A 16,860-nucleotide genomic window follows, 5' to 3' on the forward strand; every position below is an offset into this window, starting at 1 on the left:
TCTTATGCAGAAGTGGGCATTGATTACGGGGGCGACCGCCGGGATTGGTTGGGCGACGGCCGAGGCGTTGGCAGCTCAGAATTATTCTTTGATTATCACCGGGCGCCGGTTTGAGCGTTTGGCGGAGCTGGAAGCGTCTTTACTTAAAAAATTTCCTCAGATCAAGGTGATCAAAGCTGCTTTTGACGTATCCGATCGTTTTGAAGTGAGTGAGTTCATGAAAGCTCACCAACAAAACCTGCAGAACGTGGATGTATTGATCAACAATGCTGGCTTAGCCAAAGGCACCGACAAAATGCAGGACGGCTCCTTGGATGATTGGGAAAACATGATCGACACCAACATCAAAGGTTTGCTGTTCATGACCCGTGGAATTGTTGAACACATGGTGAAGCGCAATTCCGGTCACATCGTAAACTTGGGTTCCGTCGCCGGTCGCTGGACATATCCAGGCGGGGGAGTGTACTGCGCAACTAAGTTTGCGGTGCGCGCACTTTCTGAAGGCTTGCGCATGGATTTGCTGGGCACAAAAATTCGTATCACCAATATCGAACCCGGTATGGTGAACTCTGAATTTTCTCTTGTACGTTTTGAAGATCAATCGAAAGCGGACAAAGTTTACGAGGGCATGACTCCACTGGATCCAAAAGATATTGCGGACACCATCGCGTGGTGTGTGGCGCGCCCGGCGCATGTGAACATACAAGAACTTGTGATTTACCCAACCGACCAAGCCCATGTTGGAATGGTCTCCAGGAGGTCGTAGATGAGTTTCCGTATTGAAAAAGACACGATGGGGGATGTGCAGGTTCCAGCAGATAAATTCTGGGGAGCCCAAACTCAACGATCCACGGAAAATTTCAAAATCGGCGGCGACAGATTTCCGCGGGAAATGATTCGCGCATTGGGGATTTTAAAGAAAAGCGCGGCACTGACGAATCAGAAGCTGGGAATTCTGGATGCGAAAAAAGCTGACATGATCGTGAAAGCTGCTGATGAAGTGATCTCCGGGAAACTGGATGCACATTTTCCATTGGTGGTGTGGCAGACGGGTTCTGGCACCCAAACCAACATGAACGCCAACGAAGTCATCGCCAATCGCGCGATGGATATGATGGGCGTAAAGCTTCCCTCCAAGGACATTCATCCCAATGATGATGTGAACAAAGGGCAGTCTTCGAACGACACCTTCCCAACAGCCATGCACATCGCAGTCGGCGAGCAGATTTATCATCGCTTGATCCCGATGATGGAAAAGCTTTATCTGGCATTAGCCGAGAAACAAAAAGAATTTAATGACATCGTAAAAATCGGGCGCACGCATTTGATGGATGCAACACCGCTAACTCTGGGACAAGAATTCTCCGGATATGCCACGCAGATGAAGCATGGAATTCATCGTATTAAAAATACTCTACCTCATCTGCATGAACTGGCATTGGGTGGTACCGCGGTCGGGACGGGACTTAACACTCACCCGAAATTTGCAGTGGATGCGGCAGCAGAAATTGCACGCGAAACGAAAATCCCGTTTGTGTCGGCAGAAAATAAATTTGAAGCCTTGGCAGCGCACGATGCCTTGGTGGAAGTCAGCGGAGCTTTGAATACGATTGCCGTTTCCTTGATGAAAATCGCGAATGACATTCGCTTACTGGGATCTGGACCTCGCTGCGGAATCGGGGAAATTCATTTACCTGAAAATGAACCAGGCAGTTCGATTATGCCTGGAAAAGTAAATCCCACTCAGTGCGAAGCCATGACTATGGTCTGTGCTCAAGTGATGGGCAATCACGTCGCAGTCACGATCGGTGGTGCAACAGGACATTTTGAATTGAACGTATTTAAGCCAGTCATTGTGTTTAACGTTTTAAACTCAATACGTTTGATCTCAGACGCATGCGAGTCCTTTGTTGATCACTGCGTGTCGGGAATTGAGGCAAACAAAGGTCAGATCAAAAAGCATCTCGATAATTCTTTGATGCTGGTCACGGCGTTAAATCCAAAAATTGGCTATGATAATGCTGCGAAAATTGCTAAAACTGCCCACAAAAATGGCACTACGCTGCGCGAAGAAGCTATAAATCTTGGACTCCTCAGCGGCGAAGAATTTGATAAACTAGTCAGACCGGAAACCATGGTCGGCCGCTAGGCCCCCTCGTGGTTCATCCGAAGTTGGAGTAAGAACGTTGATTAATGAGTTAATGCAAAAAGCAAAATGGTTGAACAGCGAGGATATTCGTCCTTACGTTTTTGTGCGCGAGGAAAATGAAATTGCTCAACCGGGATCATTTCATAAACTTGACTGGTTTAAGCACAGTCCTATTTTCAAAGATCCACTCGATATCACTGAAATTGCTTTTGCAGATCGCATTTACTCTATTGAAGAGCGTGCCTTCGGTCCTTCCAACATGGCGATGCCTCGTTGGGTGTTCTATGACTGTGCGGTGATGCCGGGGTTCGTGGCGGGTTTTGCCGCTCGTCCCAAGGTGCTATCCAAGTTGGTTCGCGAGGTTTTGGATCCAAAAAAATACCCTGCGTCACTAAGTCCGATCAAAACTTCCAAGGTTTTAAAGGAAATTGAGTCCCTGGACGAGATGGACTGGGTGCCTCTTTCTTTGTTCATCATCATCCCGACAATGCATAAAGGGGAGTGGGTTGCTCACAACCTGTGCTCGGTTAATTCGTTATTACCGAAGGAAGAGCAGTTTTACGGCCTCGGATTCCTCTCGAAAGCCTTCGGCTTGTGGTATGCCAATGTCGAACAATGCTCCGGGATGACTCAATGGGGCAGCCCAGCATTAAAGCTCCATTCGCATTACGGACATTTAGAGGTGATTGGGGCTTACGCTCCGGTGCATTCTCATGCTAAAACTATAACTTACCGTGTTCAGGTCAATACTCATTGTTGGGAGAAATTCTTTAACAAAGAGGACGATCTGGCTTTCTTGGAACACTATGGCCCGACAGGGACGTTCATTGATCCAAAAGACGAAGACAGCATGTTGGATTTCCAACAACGCATCGAGCGCGCGGAAGGTCCTTTCTTTTTAAGTGCGGGTGAAATCGCGCAGAAAAAGCTCGAGGACAAGCTAATGATTTATCAATTGAAACAACAATACTAGATAGGAAGAAAAATGACGATGAACACTTTACCCCCAGTCGCTAAATCCTTTTTTGCGTTCTGTAAAAAATGTGATGCTGATAGATACCATGTAGTTTTGGCGCACACATCAGCGACTTCGGCGAAAATTAAGTGTGAAATCTGCGGTTCTCAAAAAACTTACTCTCTTCCAAAGGCTCAGACTAAAACTGGTAAGCCATTGACGGGTGCTGCAGCTAAAAAACGTGAGCAAACTATGAACTCACGCAAATCTTCCCACAAAAACGAATACGAAATGTTGATGGCAAACGATGGTGCTTCAACTTCAAACTACAATATGAAGGGCAAATTCGAAAAAAACACGAAGTTGCAACATCCTAAGTTCGGTTTGGGTTTCATCAAAGATGCAGCGACAGATAAAATCGAAGTTGTATTCGAAGACGAAGTTAGAACTCTAATTCACAATCGTCAGTAGTAACTGCCTGTGAAATAGGCTGCAGCTGCGGATTTGCGGCTTACGCTTAACAGCAAATATTGATTAGCGTCGTACGAAAGTGCGACGCTTTTGTTTTTCCTGAGGTACACTGTAAAAGATGGATTGGTTGAAGGGGTTGAACCCTGAGCAGCAAAAGGCTGTTAAACATAACTTCGGTCCCTTGCTGATTCTGGCAGGGGCGGGTTCCGGTAAAACGACGGTATTGGTTTCACGCACGGGCAGAATGATTTCCGAGCGTGTGGCGCAATCATCGGAGATCTGCGTTTTGACCTTCACCAATAAAGCCGCGCGCGAACTAAAACACCGCGTGAAATTAAAGCTGGGCGGGGCTGGTGACGGCCTGTGGGCAGGCACCTTCCACTCCTTCGGTTTGCAAATCCTGCGCAGATTTCACAAGCACGCAGGTCTTTCCCCGCATTTCGGTATCGTCGATCAAACGGACTGTAATGCTGTTTTAAAAGAACTTATCAAAAATATCGCAAACTCCGGCAAAGACAAATTCGACGTCGATAAGATTCTATCGATGATCAATGATCGTCGCACGGGTGTCGCTCATACCCATGAGGGCTTTGACGAATACCACGAGATGGTGGAAGTCCTGGCACCTAAGTTTGAAAAACGTCTGGAACACTTGGGAGTGGTGGATTTCGAAGGTCTTTTGATTAAGCCATTGCAGCTTTTCAAAAACCATCCGGAAATTCTGGAAAAGGTGCAAAGCCAGTTTTCCCAAGTCATGGTCGATGAGTTCCAGGACACAAATCGCATGCAAATGGATTTGATTCAGCAGATCGTGAAACCTCACAGCAATATCACTGTGGTGGGGGATGACGATCAGTCGATCTATGGCTGGCGTGGTGCTGAAATTAAAAATATTCTGAATTTCCCGCACGAGCACAAAAAGTGCGAAGTGATTATGCTTGAGCGTAATTACCGCTCGTCTGGTGAAATTTTGGCGGTCGCCAATGCCGCGATTTCCAAAAACAAGAACCGTCACGGAAAAGTGTTGCGCGCAGAAGCCGCAAAGGAAACCGGAGTTCTGCCGGAAGTCTTTATTCTGGAGCGTGAAGAGGACGAATGTGAATTCGTCGTTCAGGAAATCCAGCACTTCCAAAAAGAAGGCTATAAGCTTAAGGACTTCGCTGTCCTGTATCGTTCAAACACCCAGGGTGGATTGATCGAGGCCTCTTTACGTCGGGCGAATATCGCCTATACAATTTCCGGCGGTACTTCGATCTTTGACCGTAAAGAGATCAAAGACATCATGGCGTACCTAAAACAGTCCTTCTCGCCGAATGAGGTTTCTCTTCGCCGTATCATCAACGTTCCATCCCGTGGAATCGGTGACACGACGATTGAAAAACTAACGGAGTTCATGCAGAAACGTCGCGTGAGCTTCCTGGATGCTTGTCGTCTATGGAAAGATGCCGAGATTCCGGAAAAAACCGGGGAGGCAATCGAAGACCTTTTGGGTTTCATCGAATACCTGCCGAAACATCTTCTGGATTTCAACGTGGGCTCTTCGCCGGGCGGAAAGCTGGTCGAACTCTTCGATCAGCTGGGCTATAAAGAGTACGTCATGAACACGGCCGCGGATCCGGCATCTGCGGAAAAAAAGTGGGTCGTAGTCGAAATCCTGGGCAGAATCTTAGACGCTTACCTGGGCCGTCGCGCTCACGAAATCGAATACATTAAGTCCTTCGTTGATTCGATGATGCTTCGTGAAGATCACAACGAAGAAGAAGATCAAAACAAAGTGCAGCTGATGACCTTGCATGCGTCAAAAGGCTTGGAGTTCCCAGTCGTAATTTTGGCGGGGATCGAGGAAGACCTGCTTCCACACAAAAACCTGGGCTCTGACATCGACGAAGAACGACGTTTATTTTACGTGGGTGTCACTCGTGCGAAAAACCGTCTGGTCATGTCACGCTGTCAGCAGCGTAAAAAGAACGGCGTGGTTCGTCCCTCTGTTCCTTCAAGATTCCTGTTGGAAATCCCAACGGAGCTTTACAAAGAATATCCATTGGGCGCTCGTCCCGTAACAGGCCAAGCCCGCGACGACTTAGTCGCAAGTTTCCTGTCTAAACTCGATTCCAAGATTGGAAAATAAAAAAAGCCGAAGCACAGCGCTTCGGCTTTTTTATTTGGTGCCAGGTCCTATTCCTTATCGCCACGCGATAAGGAATAGGACCTGGCACCTAAAATTCGCGTGGTGCCTCGAAAGTATGCTCTTTACCGTCGATGGTGATCTTAAGCTTTCCCGCGTGCAGAAACATTCGATCGGTCTTATAGATTTCAGCGATGCGTTTGTTGAACTTGGGATCGCCATAGCGGGCATCACCCAAAATCCCGTGCTTGGCCAGGGCCGAGTGTTTGCGGATTTGATGCTGGCGGCCGGTGTAAAGGCGCACCTCGATCAAGCTCGTGTATTGATCAGACTTAATAACTTTAAAATCCGTGCGCGCTTCCACACGGTCCTTGGATAGGCCTTGGGGATTGGAGCGGCCTTCAGCCTTGTCAGTAATAGGCGTGTTCCAGTGTTGCCACTCCTCGCTCACAGGCATCGAGCCACGAAGCAGGGCATAGTAATACTTTTCACAAGTGCGCGCTTGAAACTGCTCGGCCAGTTGTTTGGCCATGCGGGTGTTTAAAGCAATCACTAGCAAACCGCTGGTTTCTTTATCCAGGCGGTGCACCGGATGAATGCCTTCAAAGCTTCCCGGAATTAATTGTTTTTCCAACAGATGGCAGACGTCGCGGGGGTCATTGTGAACAGAAGTACCCGGAGGTTTGTTGATGACCAACCAACCGTCGCCACGAGCGATGATTTCCAGTGAGTTCATCCTTCGCAGTCCCTCAAGATAGTTTCAATTTCGGCAGCGGAAAGGTTTTTCTGACACAACTCCGAATTAAAAATCTTTTGTTCAAAACGGGAAATGGCGAATTTGCGGGTTGAAGCGAGCACCACCATATTAAAGAAAAATCCCGCCCAACTCATAAAAGCAAACAGTGCACCCATGATGTACAAACTGGTTTTAAAGGACTCATGATCTTTGCTTGCTGAATTGTCTTCAAGAGGCAAAACGCGGCTTTGGCTTTCGCACCAGTACTTTTGCACGGTCGATAGATTTTTTTGCAGTTGTTGAAACGCAGCGCTCTTGGTTTTTTTCTGATGAAACCAGTAGTGGGCCCCGGTGGTTGCCAAGGAGGGAATGATCCCGACGATATAACTTGCTGCCATTTCTGGAGCCATGAGTTTTCCTTTTCAATAAGAATGCCCTGATTGTACTGGCTTCGTCTGATTCTTGGCAAGATCGCAGGGAAATCTCGAGACCAGGGCCCTGAAGACTTAAAATGACTCTATAAGGGGTACGATCATGAATGCTGAAATTAAAGAGTTCTTATTGTTTCTAAAAAATGAAGACGATCTGGATTATGGGGACTTTAAAAGAGTCGTGGATTTGCGCTTAAACCGCCTGATCCAGGAATTACGGCCTCTGAGCCGCGAGCAAAAGTTCCGCCTGGCCAAGCTGCGTGAAGAGCTTTTATGGATGTATAACGACGATGTGGACGAAATGAAGTCCCATTTAACAGAGGAAATAGCCAGACTGGATCCAAATGCAGATTTGCGTTCAAGCGACGCGCCTTTTCAATTGTGATGGGACTTCCCATTTAGACCGAATCAGCGGTACCCTTAAAATATGTCAGGGGAGGACTTATGTCCAAGAAGCATCCGAAATCTCATGGTAAGCACACACAACATAACTCTTCTAAATCACATAGTGAGCCAGAAGTGGAATTTGATTCGGCGGTGGATACCGATATCGAAGCTTCGATGAATCAAGTGGAAGAAGTTTCTGCGGCTTCAACTGCGTCCTCTGACGAGATCAACACCGAAGCACAAAACGAAGGTGTTTCGGCGCATCCTGCACATGACAATCCAGATAGCGGAACTTTCAATGCGGGCTCTGCCGATGATAAGTTAGCTCCAGAAGAAATGGCCTACGAAGGTGGACCAGCGGGCGAAGAGGAAAAAGCTCATATCGAATTTCCTGGAAGCGAAATCATTCGTCAAAAAGCGCCGAAGGTTATGGAAGTCGCAGACACCGTGGTGGATGAGTGGAAAAAAGACGGAAACTTCGATTCCTTGCCGGTAGGGCATCCTTTGGCTGCGATGGCAGCGGGACGTGCTTTGCGTAAAGCAAAAGACGTGGAAAAAAAGCTTGAGGAAAAAGGTGTCTTTGTCATGGCGAAAATGGGCATGGACTACATCAAGTCTGAAATTGAAAAACGTCGTAAGCAGTAAACTCCCATGAACCGCGAAGCAATTATTTTCGAGGCTTTGACTTCCGCTTTCAGTCCTTCGGTTTTAGAGATCGAAAACGAAAGTCATATGCACTCAGGGACCTGCAGTGAAACTCACTACAAAGTTTTGCTGGTTTCGCCCATGTTCGAAGGAAAATCCCGCATTGACCGCCAGCGCGCGGTCAATGACGTCCTAAAAGAAGAATTTAATAAAGGCCTGCACGCTTTAACTCAAAAAGTGCTGACTCCTGCGGAATTTGAAGTGCAGAAAGACGCACTGAATTTTATTTCGCCAGAATGCCGGGGCGGTTCCAAAAGGCTTCCCAAGTAATGAAAATACTTGGCTGGTATTTGCTATTATTGGCGGTGCAACTGGGTTTGCTGCAAAACGTACAGGCAGAGACGCTGCTGCGAATTGCCGCTGTTCCGGGGCCTCCGCACGTCACAAAATCCGAAGTGAATCCACCCGAGGGTGCACTGCCGGAGTTCATGATCAAATACGTGCTGCCTCCGGTGATTGAAAAGTTCAAATTGAAAGTTGTCTGGCGGGGAGCTCCTTTAAAGCGGGAGTTTCGCGCACTCGAAATCGGTGATCTGGATATGTTATTCATGATTGTGAAAACGCCGGACCGCGAAGAAATGTATCATTTTTCTGCCGAGCCGTTAATGACGGAACAACCAGGAATGATCGTCTCCAAAAAATTATTCAAAGACAGAACATCTGTTTCCATAAGGGATTTCACCGGGAAAACTGTCGGTCAAATGGCAGGCTCTTTGGTTCCGCAATTTTTTATCGACAATAAAATTAACTACATCACTCTGAACGGAGAGGATGTAGGAGTTCGCTTGTCAAATTTAGTGGAAAACAACCGCATCGACGGCGTTTTCATCCATTTGGTGTCAGTCACTGAAGGCGTCATCAATGCAAATAAATTTAATAATCTAAAAAGTGTGACGATCGAGGATGTGCCCGCATATTCGACCTACATTGCCTATAATAAAAAACTGTCAGCAGAAATCCGGGCCGAAATCGATCGTCAGATCGTTTTGAATCGCAAGCACTACAAAATCAAATAATCAGCTGCAACTTTAAGACCGCGCCCACAGGAAAATTCTTTTAAACGGATAAAAGAACGGTTTGTCGTCGGGAAGAATTGCAAAAAGTCGTTCGCGGTATTCTTGTAAGAAAGCTGCATAGTTTTCGGCAGGCATGTTTTTTTCAAAATAAGTCAACATCGAGCCCCGCACCCAGGAAATGACATCCTCGCGTGATTCCAGCAGGTGACCATACACCTTTAGTTCAACCCGTTGCTCGCGAAAGCCCAGTTTAAAGAGCAAAGTCGCATACTGCTCAACTGAAAGCATGGTTTTTGGCTTGTCATAGACTTTACCACCCAAAGCCGTTTGCCATCCATCTTCCTGACTCATCGCGCTTGAAAGAAGGTGGGTGGGGTAATCATGATTCATCGGCATTTGCACCGCCAGTTGTCCGCCGGTACGTAAGGAGTTCTTCAATCGTTTGAATAATCCGGGATGATCGGGGCTCCACTGTAAGGCAGCGTTGGAAATAATCAGATCAAAACTTGAAGGCTGCTCCCAGGCGTCAATGTTGTCAGCAGCAAAACTTAAACTTGCAGAAGAAAACTCATCCGCTTTGGTAAGCATGGCTTGAGAGGAGTCCATGCCTAAAGTAAATGAGGGATGAAAACGCTCATGCATGACCCGGGTTAATTCGCCGGTGCCGCAACCCAAATCAATGGCCGAGGCAAATTTCTCGGGATGAATGAAATCCATCAGATCAAAAAAGGGTTGGGATCTTTCGTTTTTAAACTTTTCGTATTGGGTGGGATTCCAGGCGTCGCACATGGAATCAGAATAGCATTAAGGTGGCTATTCATCAAATTGGGCTAATTTTGCCTTAAGGTCGCCCAGGAGTTTTTTGACTTCCTGCAGCTGTTCTTGCTCGGGGGAGACTTTATGAGAAACGGTTTCAGTCAATACATCCCACGTATCCAATGCCTTTTTCAGGTCGGAATTGAGGTTGCCAAAGAGACTTTTTTTGCCTGTCTCTTTAGCAGCGGGAGCAGTCGTTGCTTCCTTCTCAGTTGTGTTCACACGCGTCGTACGTGCTGTTTCGATGTCGTTACTCATGAACCTATTCTGTAATTTTCAGTATTATCGGACGTGCATCATGCACGAAGGCGATAGTGTTATCGTAGGAACTCCATTTGACAAGCATTTTCAGTCTTAATAAATTGGCGTTTTCCAATCTATTAGTGCGCATTGCCTAGGGGTGACATCATGTCTCAAGAGATTATCTACACAATGAAAGGTGTAAGTAAAGTATATCCTCCAAATCGTTACGTTTTGAAGGACATATACCTTTCTTACTTCTACGGAGCAAAAATCGGAGTTTTGGGTCTGAATGGTTCTGGTAAATCCACTTTGCTTAGAATTATGGCAGGCACTGATAAAGATTTTCTAGGTGAAGCTTTCCCTTCTAAAACAATGAAGGTCGGCTACTTCGAGCAAGAACCTCACTTGGATGAGTCTTTGACTGTTAAAGAAAATATCTTTGCCGGTATGGGCGAGCTTCCAAAAGTGATGGCGGAATACAACGCGATTAACGACAAATTCGCAGATCCAGATTTGGATCCGGACGAGATGAATAAACTCATCGACAAACAAGGCGCTCTTCAGGAGAAATTGGACGCTTTGGGTGCGTGGGATGTCGATCAAAAGATCGAAATCGTGATGGACGCTCTTCGCTGTCCAGATGGTGACATGGGCGTGACGAAGCTTTCCGGTGGTGAAAAACGCCGTGTGGCTTTGGCTCGTTTGATCATGTCTGAACCAGATATCCTGCTTCTGGATGAGCCGACGAATCACTTGGACGCTGAATCTGTAGCATGGCTTGAACAATATCTTTCCAAGTTCCCAGGAACTGTTATTGCCGTAACGCATGACCGCTATTTCCTGGACAACGTTGCTGGTTGGATCCTTGAACTTGATCGCGGTGAAGGTATTCCTTGGAAAGGTAACTACACTTCCTGGCTTGAGCAAAAAGACAAGCGTACTGCGAACGAGCAAAAAGATCAGGCTCGCAAAGCTAAGACTCTTGAAAAAGAGTTGGACTGGATTCGTCAGGGAGCTAAAGCTCGCCAGGCGAAATCTAAAGCGCGTATTTCTAACTACGAAAACCTGTTGAAAGAAGCTTCTCCGGAAAAAATCCAGGAGATGTCTATCTATATCCCGCCAGGTCCTCGTTTGGGCGACATCGTGGTTGAAGCAAAAGGCATCACAAAGGCCTATGACCACAAAGTTCTTTTGGACGATGTTAGCTTCTCGATCCCTAAAGGTGCGATCGTGGGTGTTATCGGGCCGAATGGTGTGGGTAAATCCACATTGTTCCGTATGATCACTGGCAAAGAGCAACCAGATTCTGGTTCCTTCAAAGTGGGCGAGACAGTGAAGATTTCTTACGTGGATCAAACGCGTGAAACTTTGGATCCGAACAAAACGATCTTTGAAGAGCTTTCCGGTGGAGCTGATATCATTCAATTAGGAACACGCGAGATTCCATCTCGTCAGTACGTTTCCTGGTTTAATTTCTCGGGCTCTGACCAACAAAAGAAAGTCGGGCAATTGTCAGGTGGTGAGCGCAACCGCGTGAACATGGCAAAAATCCTGAAAGAGGGCGGAAATCTTTTGCTTCTGGATGAGCCGACGAATGATTTGGACGTCAATACAATGCGTGCCCTTGAGGAAGCTCTTTTAGAGTTCGGTGGATCTGTCGTGGTGATTTCGCATGATCGCTGGTTCTTGGACCGCGTCTGCACACACATCATGGCGTTCGAAGGTGATTCAAAAATTGAATTCTATCCTGGAAACTTCACAGAGTACGAAGAAGACCGCAAAAAACGCCTTGGCGAAAATGCAGGTCCGAAACGTATCCGCTTTAAAATGGTCTAATTGGCTAACGGCAACTTCAGGGTTACAATCGTGCCCTGAGGTTGTGATTCGGTGGCGGACTCACGGGATATAACTGTGATCGTTCCGCCCAGCATTTGAATGTATTCTTTCACCAGCGGCATTCCATAGCCCGTGCCTTTTTCGCCCTGAGTTCCAGCGCGATTCGTCTGACTGCCAATATCAAATAGATTCTTCTGAATGGCTTCAGGAATACCCACGCCGTAATCCTGGATCTCGATCACAACATTTGTCGCATTCGTAAAAGCTCTGATATCGATGCGATCCCCAGGGTGAGAAAACTTCACCGCATTGCTGATGATATTTAAAAGCACCACGTTCCCTAAGATAGTTTTCTCTGCATTCACCAGCATTTTCTCACGGCCAATTTCCAGGGAAAGCTTAATTCCCTTGGGTTGCGCCAGGGACTCCGCCGTTTCATAGATATCACTTAGGATTTTAGCCAAAGACATCGGGCGCAGGGGGAGCTTCGTTTTTCCGTCTTTCACGGACTTCAGATGGCGCACCTGAGTCAGTAGATTATTGATCTCGTGAACGGCACGTTCCATCTTTTCAAGCTCGACCGTGCCCGTGGATTGCTCTTCCTTGGCGCGAATCAACTGCAGCGTCATCGAGGACAGGGTGTTTGCGATGTCATGTAAAAGGACTCGCAGCAGGTTTTCGACGTCGTTGTTCTTTTCCCGCAAAGTTTGGGTATAAACCGCTTCCTTGCGCAAATAAACGTGGGTGGTAAGGATCGTGAATCCAAAAAAGGCAAACAGGTTCAGGGTCATCTCCTCTCGGAAAATATCGGTGGAGGAGATGATATTAGGGGCCACGCCCATTTTATGATTTATCCAAAACACCAGGCAGGTCGCAAAAATAATGAAATAGCCACTGATCGCGCCGCGGGTGCCGAACAGAATTGCGGTGGCCAGGGGGATTGTCGCCAGCCAAAATACTCCGGGAGCAAACAAGCCGCCGGTCAGGTAAATCAGCATGATCATCATGGAAATCAAAGTCACCAGAAGGCTTACAGCCGCCGTACGGTACAATTTAAAGTAATACCATAGGGAAGGTGGTCCCAGGATGATCGCCACCGCCAGGGGGGCCATCATGTCTGTATACTGAGGGGAATTAAAGGCGCCAGAGAACCTGAAAGCATAGAACACCGACATGAATGCACCGAATGCATACATTATCTGCATGTACAGGAGACGTTTGCGGTGGTCGTCGACAGAAAAGTTCTTGTTCATTTGTGATAAACAATTCGGATTTATATAAGGAATCTTAAGCCTAGATCACTGTGCGCAGGACTTCGAAGTGTGCCTTTAGAGTAAGGAACTGCTCTGCGTTTCCACCTTGGTCGGGGTGAAGGATCAAAGCGGCCTGACGGAATGCTTTTCTCAATTCAGTCTCAGTAAAACCCTCTGACAGGCCGTGTACCCAGCATTTCAAAAATTCGAAAGACTGGCGTTGAGCCGGCGTGAAAGTGTGTTTACGTTGTGGACGAACCGCTGGGCGAGGATATTGTCCACGGGGGCCTTGGAATTCCACCTTGTTCACGTGACCCAAAAGGTACGCCATGTGGATCGGATCCGAGTCCATGACAGAAGAGTAATTTCCTTGAGAGGTCGACTCTTGACCCATTTTTTCTCTCAGGATTTGTTTGAAACTCGTCTGAAAACTCATGCATTTCTATTCGGAAAACGGTTGATTTCAGAGAGTCCAGAGGTGCGCGCAGACTGAAAAACAGACCTTTTTCCCTCCTAGAAAGTGCATTTCCCCGAGGGAAAAAGGGCTTTTGCGACTGGAAAACACTGGTTTTGAGAGGGTAAAACAGCTGTTTCAGAGGGAAAAATGCGGTTTTTAGAGGGGGTGCGAAAAAAAATGAAGGTCTTGCATTTTTTTTTGGACAAACGACTGGACTTAGATACACACTTAACTCATTCGAGATAAACAAGACAATAATCCTAACGGAGGAATTAACAATGGCAAAAGCTACTAAAAAAGCTACTAAGAAAGCTGCTCCTAAAAAAGCTGCAGCAAAAAAAACAACTGCTAAAAAAGCAGCTCCAAAAGCAAAAGCTACTACTAAAAAAGCAGCTCCTAAAGCTAAAGCAGCTAAAGCTCCAAAAGCTAAATCTGCTCGTAAGCCAAACGCAGCTTTCATGAAAGCTTTGACTCCATCTGCAGCTCTAGCAGCAGTAGTTGGTGCTTCACCACTTCCACGTACTGAAGTTGTTAAAAAACTTTGGGCTTACATCAAGAAGAACAATCTTCAAGATTCTAAAAACAAACGTAACATCAACGCTGACGCTAAACTTAAAGAAGTTTTCGGCGGTAAGACTCAAGTTAGCATGTTCGACATGACTAAACTTGTTTCTAAGCATCTTAAATAGATCTTAGTTATCTAAGAGTGAAAAAAGCCACCTTCGGGTGGCTTTTTTTTTGCCTTCGGGGCGGGATGGTTGAAAAGACCCCATCGCTGCGTTGGAGCGGGCCGTCCTCGCTCCGACGTACGTTAAGTACGCCTGCGCTGCGGGCGGCCCACTCCGCCTTGCTCCTGGGGCCTTTTGAACCATCCCTTGGTTTCCGGTGTTCGCGCTTTTTTCTGGCTGGCCCTTTGGGCGCCGCTGGTTTTTTGGCTGGCCGTCGCCTTTGGCGACTTGGCGCCGCTTTGTGAGCTCGTTTCCTAAAGGAAACGGTCAATCCTGTCCTTGGCGTAATGAGGGGTGTGTGTTATACCTTTTGCCTATGGGAATTAAGCCTCTTTCTCTTGAAGAGATCAAAAAAATGACTGTGGCCTGCAGGATTGCGGCTGATACTCTTACTTATCTTGAAAAGTATGTGAAAATTGGGATTTCTACTCAGGAAATTGATGAGCTTGCCAATGATTTCATGTTGAGCAAGGGGGCTAAGTCCGCTTGTCTTGGGTATCATGGTTATCCTAAGTACACTTGTACTTCTGTTAATGAAGTTGTTTGTCATGGGGTTCCTGATTCTTCTGTGATTTTGAAAGATGGCGACATTATCAATGTTGATGTGACTGCCTGGATGGATGGTTTTTTTGGGGATACTTCTCGCATGTATATGATTGGGAATGTTTCTGATGAGGCCCGTGATCTGGTGGAAACTGCACAGATGGCTCGTGACAAGGGGATCGAGGCGATCACTCCACGTGGATACACGGGCGATATTGGTTTTGAAACTTACAAGTATGTGACTCGCAAGGGTTACACTGTGGTGAAAGAAATCGGTGGACACGGTGTGGGTCGTATTTTCCACGAAGAGCCGTTTGTTCCGGCGTTTGGTAAAAAGGGCAAGGGCGAGCGCCTGGTTCCTTTTCACTGTATCACGGTTGAACCGATGGTGAATCAAGGTGTTGAGGATGTGGTGGAGTTCAATATTCCGGGCTCTTCTGTAAAGTACTACAACACTGCCGATGGACTTCTTTCAGCGCAGTACGAGCACACAGTGCTGGTTACTGACACTGGTTACGAAATCCTGACTCTTCCATAATTTTTATTTTTTGAATTTTTAAATTAATAACATAAGGACGTTTTAAATGGCTCTTACAACTACGAACGGGAAATCTGCTATGAAAAAGAACGCAAAAGGTGCTATGGCAGTGGCAGCTACTAAAGCCGCTACGACTACAGCTAAAACAAATCGTGACTTTATGGTTTGCAAAGAAGCTATGGAAAACCCAGAAGTTTTCGCAAAGCTTGCAAAATGGGGTCGTGAAGAGATCTCTATCGCTGAAACTGAAATGCCTGGTTTGATGGCTCTTCGTAAAGAGTTCGGAAAACAAAAACCACTTAAAGGTGCAAAAATCGCTGGTTGCTTGCACATGACTATCCAAACTGCAGTGTTGATCGAAACACTTGTAGAGCTTGGTGCCGAGATCCGTTGGTCTTCTTGCAACATCTTCTCAACTCAAGATCACGCGGCAGTAGCTATCGCCGCTGCTGGTATCCCGGTTTTCGCTTGGAAAGGTTTGACTGAGACTGAGTTCAACTGGTGTATCGAACAAACTATCACTGGTTGGGGCAAAGACGGTTACAACATGATCCTTGACGACGGTGGTGACCTTACCAACATGATGCACGAGCCGCGTTTTGCTAAGGAGATGAAGAAAATCATCGGTATCTCTGAAGAGACTACTACTGGCGTGCACAATCTTGAAGTTATGTTGAAAGCTGGCAAATTGAAAGTTCCAGCAATCAATATCAATGACTCTGTAACTAAATCTAAATTCGACAACTTGTACGGTTGCCGTGAATCCCTTGCTGACGGTATCAAACGTGCTACTGACGTTATGATCGCTGGTAAAATCTGCGTTGTTGCAGGTTACGGCGACGTTGGTAAAGGTTCTGCGCACTCTCTTCGCGGTCTTGGTGCTCGCGTACTTGTAACTGAAATCGATCCTATCTGCGCATTGCAAGCAGCTATGGAAGGTTTCGAAGTTGTTACTATGGAAGACGCAGCTCCACTGGGCGATATCTTCGTAACTGCAACTGGTTGCTGCGATATCATCACTGAAAAGCACTTCACTAAAATGAAGAACAACGCGATCGTTTGTAACATCGGTCACTTCGACATCGAAATCGATATGGCTTGGATGAACAAGAACTCAAAAATCCGCGAAGTTAAACCACAAGTGGACATCCACACTTTGAAAAACGGCAACCAAATCATTATCCTTGCAAAAGGTCGTTTGGTGAACTTGGGCTGTGCTACTGGTCACCCAAGCTTCGTAATGTCGAACTCATTCACGAACCAAGTATTGGCTCAAATGGAACTTTACATGAACCGCGACAAGTACCAAAAAATCGCAGTTTACCGTTTGCCAAAACACTTGGACGAAAAAGTGGCAGCTCTTCACTTGGGCAAACTTGGTGTTAAATTGACGAAGCTTTCTCAAAAACAAGCGAAGTACCTACACATGAACCCAACTGGTCCATTCAAACCAGAACACTACCGTTACTAA

Annotated in this window: 19 protein-coding genes; 13 read left to right on the forward strand and 6 right to left on the reverse strand. The window is 46.6% G+C overall.

All coding sequences use genetic code 11. The annotated features are described in order from the left end of the window. The first annotated feature begins 4 nt into the window (after nucleotides 1-4). From ACLWNV_RS05700 to ACLWNV_RS05720, 5 genes are all read left to right on the forward strand, one after another. Complete coding sequence (locus ACLWNV_RS05700; RefSeq protein ID WP_413586956.1) at nucleotides 5-766, forward strand: SDR family NAD(P)-dependent oxidoreductase; 762 nt, start codon at nucleotides 5-7, stop codon at nucleotides 764-766. After that, a complete protein-coding gene (gene fumC, locus ACLWNV_RS05705; protein WP_413586957.1) occupies nucleotides 767-2,149 on the forward strand; it encodes a class II fumarate hydratase in 1,383 nt (460 codons plus the stop codon). It begins immediately after the preceding gene. A gap of 37 nt (nucleotides 2,150-2,186) precedes the next feature. After that, nucleotides 2,187-3,122 carry a hypothetical protein gene (locus ACLWNV_RS05710; protein WP_413586958.1) on the forward strand — a complete coding sequence of 312 codons (936 nt, stop codon included), beginning with the start codon at nucleotides 2,187-2,189 and terminating at the stop codon, nucleotides 3,120-3,122. A gap of 12 nt (nucleotides 3,123-3,134) precedes the next feature. Next, nucleotides 3,135-3,575 carry a hypothetical protein gene (locus ACLWNV_RS05715; protein WP_413586959.1) on the forward strand — a complete coding sequence of 147 codons (441 nt, stop codon included), beginning with the start codon at nucleotides 3,135-3,137 and terminating at the stop codon, nucleotides 3,573-3,575. Between the two features lie 118 nt (nucleotides 3,576-3,693). Continuing rightward, nucleotides 3,694-5,703 carry an ATP-dependent helicase gene (locus ACLWNV_RS05720; protein ID WP_413586960.1) on the forward strand — a complete coding sequence of 670 codons (2,010 nt, stop codon included), beginning with the start codon at nucleotides 3,694-3,696 and terminating at the stop codon, nucleotides 5,701-5,703. Nucleotides 5,704-5,791: 88 nt separating this feature from the next. Here ACLWNV_RS05720 and ACLWNV_RS05725 read toward each other — a convergent pair whose 3' ends face one another. After that, nucleotides 5,792-6,436, reverse strand: coding sequence for an RluA family pseudouridine synthase (locus ACLWNV_RS05725; RefSeq protein ID WP_413586961.1), 645 nt, complete (start codon nucleotides 6,434-6,436; stop codon nucleotides 5,792-5,794). Further along, entirely contained in the window at nucleotides 6,433-6,846 is a 414-nt protein-coding gene (locus tag ACLWNV_RS05730) for a hypothetical protein (protein WP_413586962.1), read from the reverse strand. Before ACLWNV_RS05730 ends, ACLWNV_RS05725 begins: the two co-directional genes overlap by 4 nt. Before the next feature lie 124 nt (nucleotides 6,847-6,970). Here ACLWNV_RS05730 and ACLWNV_RS05735 point away from each other — a divergent pair, with 124 nt between their 5' ends. From ACLWNV_RS05735 to ACLWNV_RS05750, 4 genes are read left to right on the forward strand one after another with little or no spacing between them, the layout of a single operon-like run. Next, nucleotides 6,971-7,252: a hypothetical protein gene (locus tag ACLWNV_RS05735; RefSeq protein ID WP_413586963.1), complete on the forward strand. Its 282-nt coding sequence runs from the start codon at nucleotides 6,971-6,973 to the stop codon at nucleotides 7,250-7,252. 59 nt (nucleotides 7,253-7,311) lie between these two features. Further along, nucleotides 7,312-7,899: a hypothetical protein gene (locus tag ACLWNV_RS05740; protein WP_413586964.1), complete on the forward strand. Its 588-nt coding sequence runs from the start codon at nucleotides 7,312-7,314 to the stop codon at nucleotides 7,897-7,899. 6 nt (nucleotides 7,900-7,905) lie between these two features. Then, entirely contained in the window at nucleotides 7,906-8,229 is a 324-nt protein-coding gene (locus ACLWNV_RS05745; RefSeq protein WP_413586965.1) for a BolA family protein, read from the forward strand. Next, nucleotides 8,229-8,975 carry a substrate-binding periplasmic protein gene (locus tag ACLWNV_RS05750; protein WP_413586967.1) on the forward strand — a complete coding sequence of 249 codons (747 nt, stop codon included), beginning with the start codon at nucleotides 8,229-8,231 and terminating at the stop codon, nucleotides 8,973-8,975. Before ACLWNV_RS05745 ends, ACLWNV_RS05750 begins: the two co-directional genes overlap by 1 nt. Nucleotides 8,976-8,987: 12 nt before the next feature. Here the strand turns inward: ACLWNV_RS05750 and ACLWNV_RS05755 are convergent, their stop codons facing one another. Both ACLWNV_RS05755 and ACLWNV_RS05760 read right to left on the reverse strand, forming a co-directional pair. Then, nucleotides 8,988-9,764 carry a methyltransferase domain-containing protein gene (locus tag ACLWNV_RS05755; protein WP_413586968.1) on the reverse strand — a complete coding sequence of 259 codons (777 nt, stop codon included), beginning with the start codon at nucleotides 9,762-9,764 and terminating at the stop codon, nucleotides 8,988-8,990. 24 nt (nucleotides 9,765-9,788) lie between these two features. Further along, entirely contained in the window at nucleotides 9,789-10,049 is a 261-nt protein-coding gene (locus ACLWNV_RS05760) for a hypothetical protein (RefSeq protein ID WP_413586969.1), read from the reverse strand. A 150-nt stretch (nucleotides 10,050-10,199) separates the two neighbouring features. On the opposite strand from ACLWNV_RS05760, the gene ettA reads away from it, so the two are divergent. Then, nucleotides 10,200-11,870 carry an energy-dependent translational throttle protein EttA gene (gene ettA, locus ACLWNV_RS05765; protein WP_413586970.1) on the forward strand — a complete coding sequence of 557 codons (1,671 nt, stop codon included), beginning with the start codon at nucleotides 10,200-10,202 and terminating at the stop codon, nucleotides 11,868-11,870. On the opposite strand, the gene ACLWNV_RS05770 is transcribed toward ettA, so the two are convergent. Both ACLWNV_RS05770 and ACLWNV_RS05775 read right to left on the reverse strand, forming a co-directional pair. Beyond that, entirely contained in the window at nucleotides 11,867-13,123 is a 1,257-nt protein-coding gene (locus ACLWNV_RS05770; protein WP_413586971.1) for a sensor histidine kinase, read from the reverse strand. The two genes, ettA and ACLWNV_RS05770, sit on opposite strands and share 4 nt — an antisense overlap. Nucleotides 13,124-13,163: 40 nt before the next feature. Beyond that, nucleotides 13,164-13,517 carry a J domain-containing protein gene (locus ACLWNV_RS05775; RefSeq protein WP_413586972.1) on the reverse strand — a complete coding sequence of 118 codons (354 nt, stop codon included), beginning with the start codon at nucleotides 13,515-13,517 and terminating at the stop codon, nucleotides 13,164-13,166. Between the two features lie 341 nt (nucleotides 13,518-13,858). On the opposite strand from ACLWNV_RS05775, the gene ACLWNV_RS05780 reads away from it, so the two are divergent. The 3 genes from ACLWNV_RS05780 to ahcY all read left to right on the forward strand — a co-directional run bounded on the left by ACLWNV_RS05780 (nucleotide 13,859) and on the right by ahcY (nucleotide 16,860). After that, nucleotides 13,859-14,269: an SWIB/MDM2 domain-containing protein gene (locus ACLWNV_RS05780; RefSeq protein WP_413586973.1), complete on the forward strand. Its 411-nt coding sequence runs from the start codon at nucleotides 13,859-13,861 to the stop codon at nucleotides 14,267-14,269. Between the two features lie 355 nt (nucleotides 14,270-14,624). Then, nucleotides 14,625-15,389: a type I methionyl aminopeptidase gene (gene map, locus ACLWNV_RS05785; RefSeq protein ID WP_413586974.1), complete on the forward strand. Its 765-nt coding sequence runs from the start codon at nucleotides 14,625-14,627 to the stop codon at nucleotides 15,387-15,389. A gap of 46 nt (nucleotides 15,390-15,435) precedes the next feature. Next, the gene (ahcY, locus tag ACLWNV_RS05790; protein ID WP_413586975.1) at nucleotides 15,436-16,860 is read left to right on the forward strand and encodes an adenosylhomocysteinase; all 1,425 of its coding nucleotides are present in this window, start codon (nucleotides 15,436-15,438) and stop codon (nucleotides 16,858-16,860) included.

The organism is Bdellovibrio sp. HCB274 (assembly GCF_047306075.1).
In the GTDB taxonomy this organism is placed as follows: domain Bacteria; phylum Bdellovibrionota; class Bdellovibrionia; order Bdellovibrionales; family Bdellovibrionaceae; genus Bdellovibrio.

Coding starts and splice junctions, on each gene's coding strand:
- ettA (WP_413586970.1), top strand. CDS start 10,200: ATGTCTCAAGAGATTATCTACACAATGAAAGGTGTAAGTAAAGTATAT.
- ACLWNV_RS05720 (WP_413586960.1), top strand. CDS start 3,694: ATGGATTGGTTGAAGGGGTTGAACCCTGAGCAGCAAAAGGCTGTTAAA.
- ACLWNV_RS05725 (WP_413586961.1), bottom strand. CDS start 6,436: ATGAACTCACTGGAAATCATCGCTCGTGGCGACGGTTGGTTGGTCATC.
- fumC (WP_413586957.1), top strand. CDS start 767: ATGAGTTTCCGTATTGAAAAAGACACGATGGGGGATGTGCAGGTTCCA.
- ahcY (WP_413586975.1), top strand. CDS start 15,436: ATGGCTCTTACAACTACGAACGGGAAATCTGCTATGAAAAAGAACGCA.
- map (WP_413586974.1), top strand. CDS start 14,625: ATGGGAATTAAGCCTCTTTCTCTTGAAGAGATCAAAAAAATGACTGTG.
- ACLWNV_RS05745 (WP_413586965.1), top strand. CDS start 7,906: ATGAACCGCGAAGCAATTATTTTCGAGGCTTTGACTTCCGCTTTCAGT.
- ACLWNV_RS05755 (WP_413586968.1), bottom strand. CDS start 9,764: ATGTGCGACGCCTGGAATCCCACCCAATACGAAAAGTTTAAAAACGAA.
- ACLWNV_RS05760 (WP_413586969.1), bottom strand. CDS start 10,049: ATGAGTAACGACATCGAAACAGCACGTACGACGCGTGTGAACACAACT.
- ACLWNV_RS05740 (WP_413586964.1), top strand. CDS start 7,312: ATGTCCAAGAAGCATCCGAAATCTCATGGTAAGCACACACAACATAAC.
- ACLWNV_RS05770 (WP_413586971.1), bottom strand. CDS start 13,123: ATGAACAAGAACTTTTCTGTCGACGACCACCGCAAACGTCTCCTGTAC.
- ACLWNV_RS05780 (WP_413586973.1), top strand. CDS start 13,859: ATGGCAAAAGCTACTAAAAAAGCTACTAAGAAAGCTGCTCCTAAAAAA.
- ACLWNV_RS05715 (WP_413586959.1), top strand. CDS start 3,135: ATGACGATGAACACTTTACCCCCAGTCGCTAAATCCTTTTTTGCGTTC.
- ACLWNV_RS05735 (WP_413586963.1), top strand. CDS start 6,971: ATGAATGCTGAAATTAAAGAGTTCTTATTGTTTCTAAAAAATGAAGAC.
- ACLWNV_RS05775 (WP_413586972.1), bottom strand. CDS start 13,517: ATGGGTCAAGAGTCGACCTCTCAAGGAAATTACTCTTCTGTCATGGAC.
- ACLWNV_RS05730 (WP_413586962.1), bottom strand. CDS start 6,846: ATGGCTCCAGAAATGGCAGCAAGTTATATCGTCGGGATCATTCCCTCC.
- ACLWNV_RS05750 (WP_413586967.1), top strand. CDS start 8,229: ATGAAAATACTTGGCTGGTATTTGCTATTATTGGCGGTGCAACTGGGT.
- ACLWNV_RS05700 (WP_413586956.1), top strand. CDS start 5: ATGCAGAAGTGGGCATTGATTACGGGGGCGACCGCCGGGATTGGTTGG.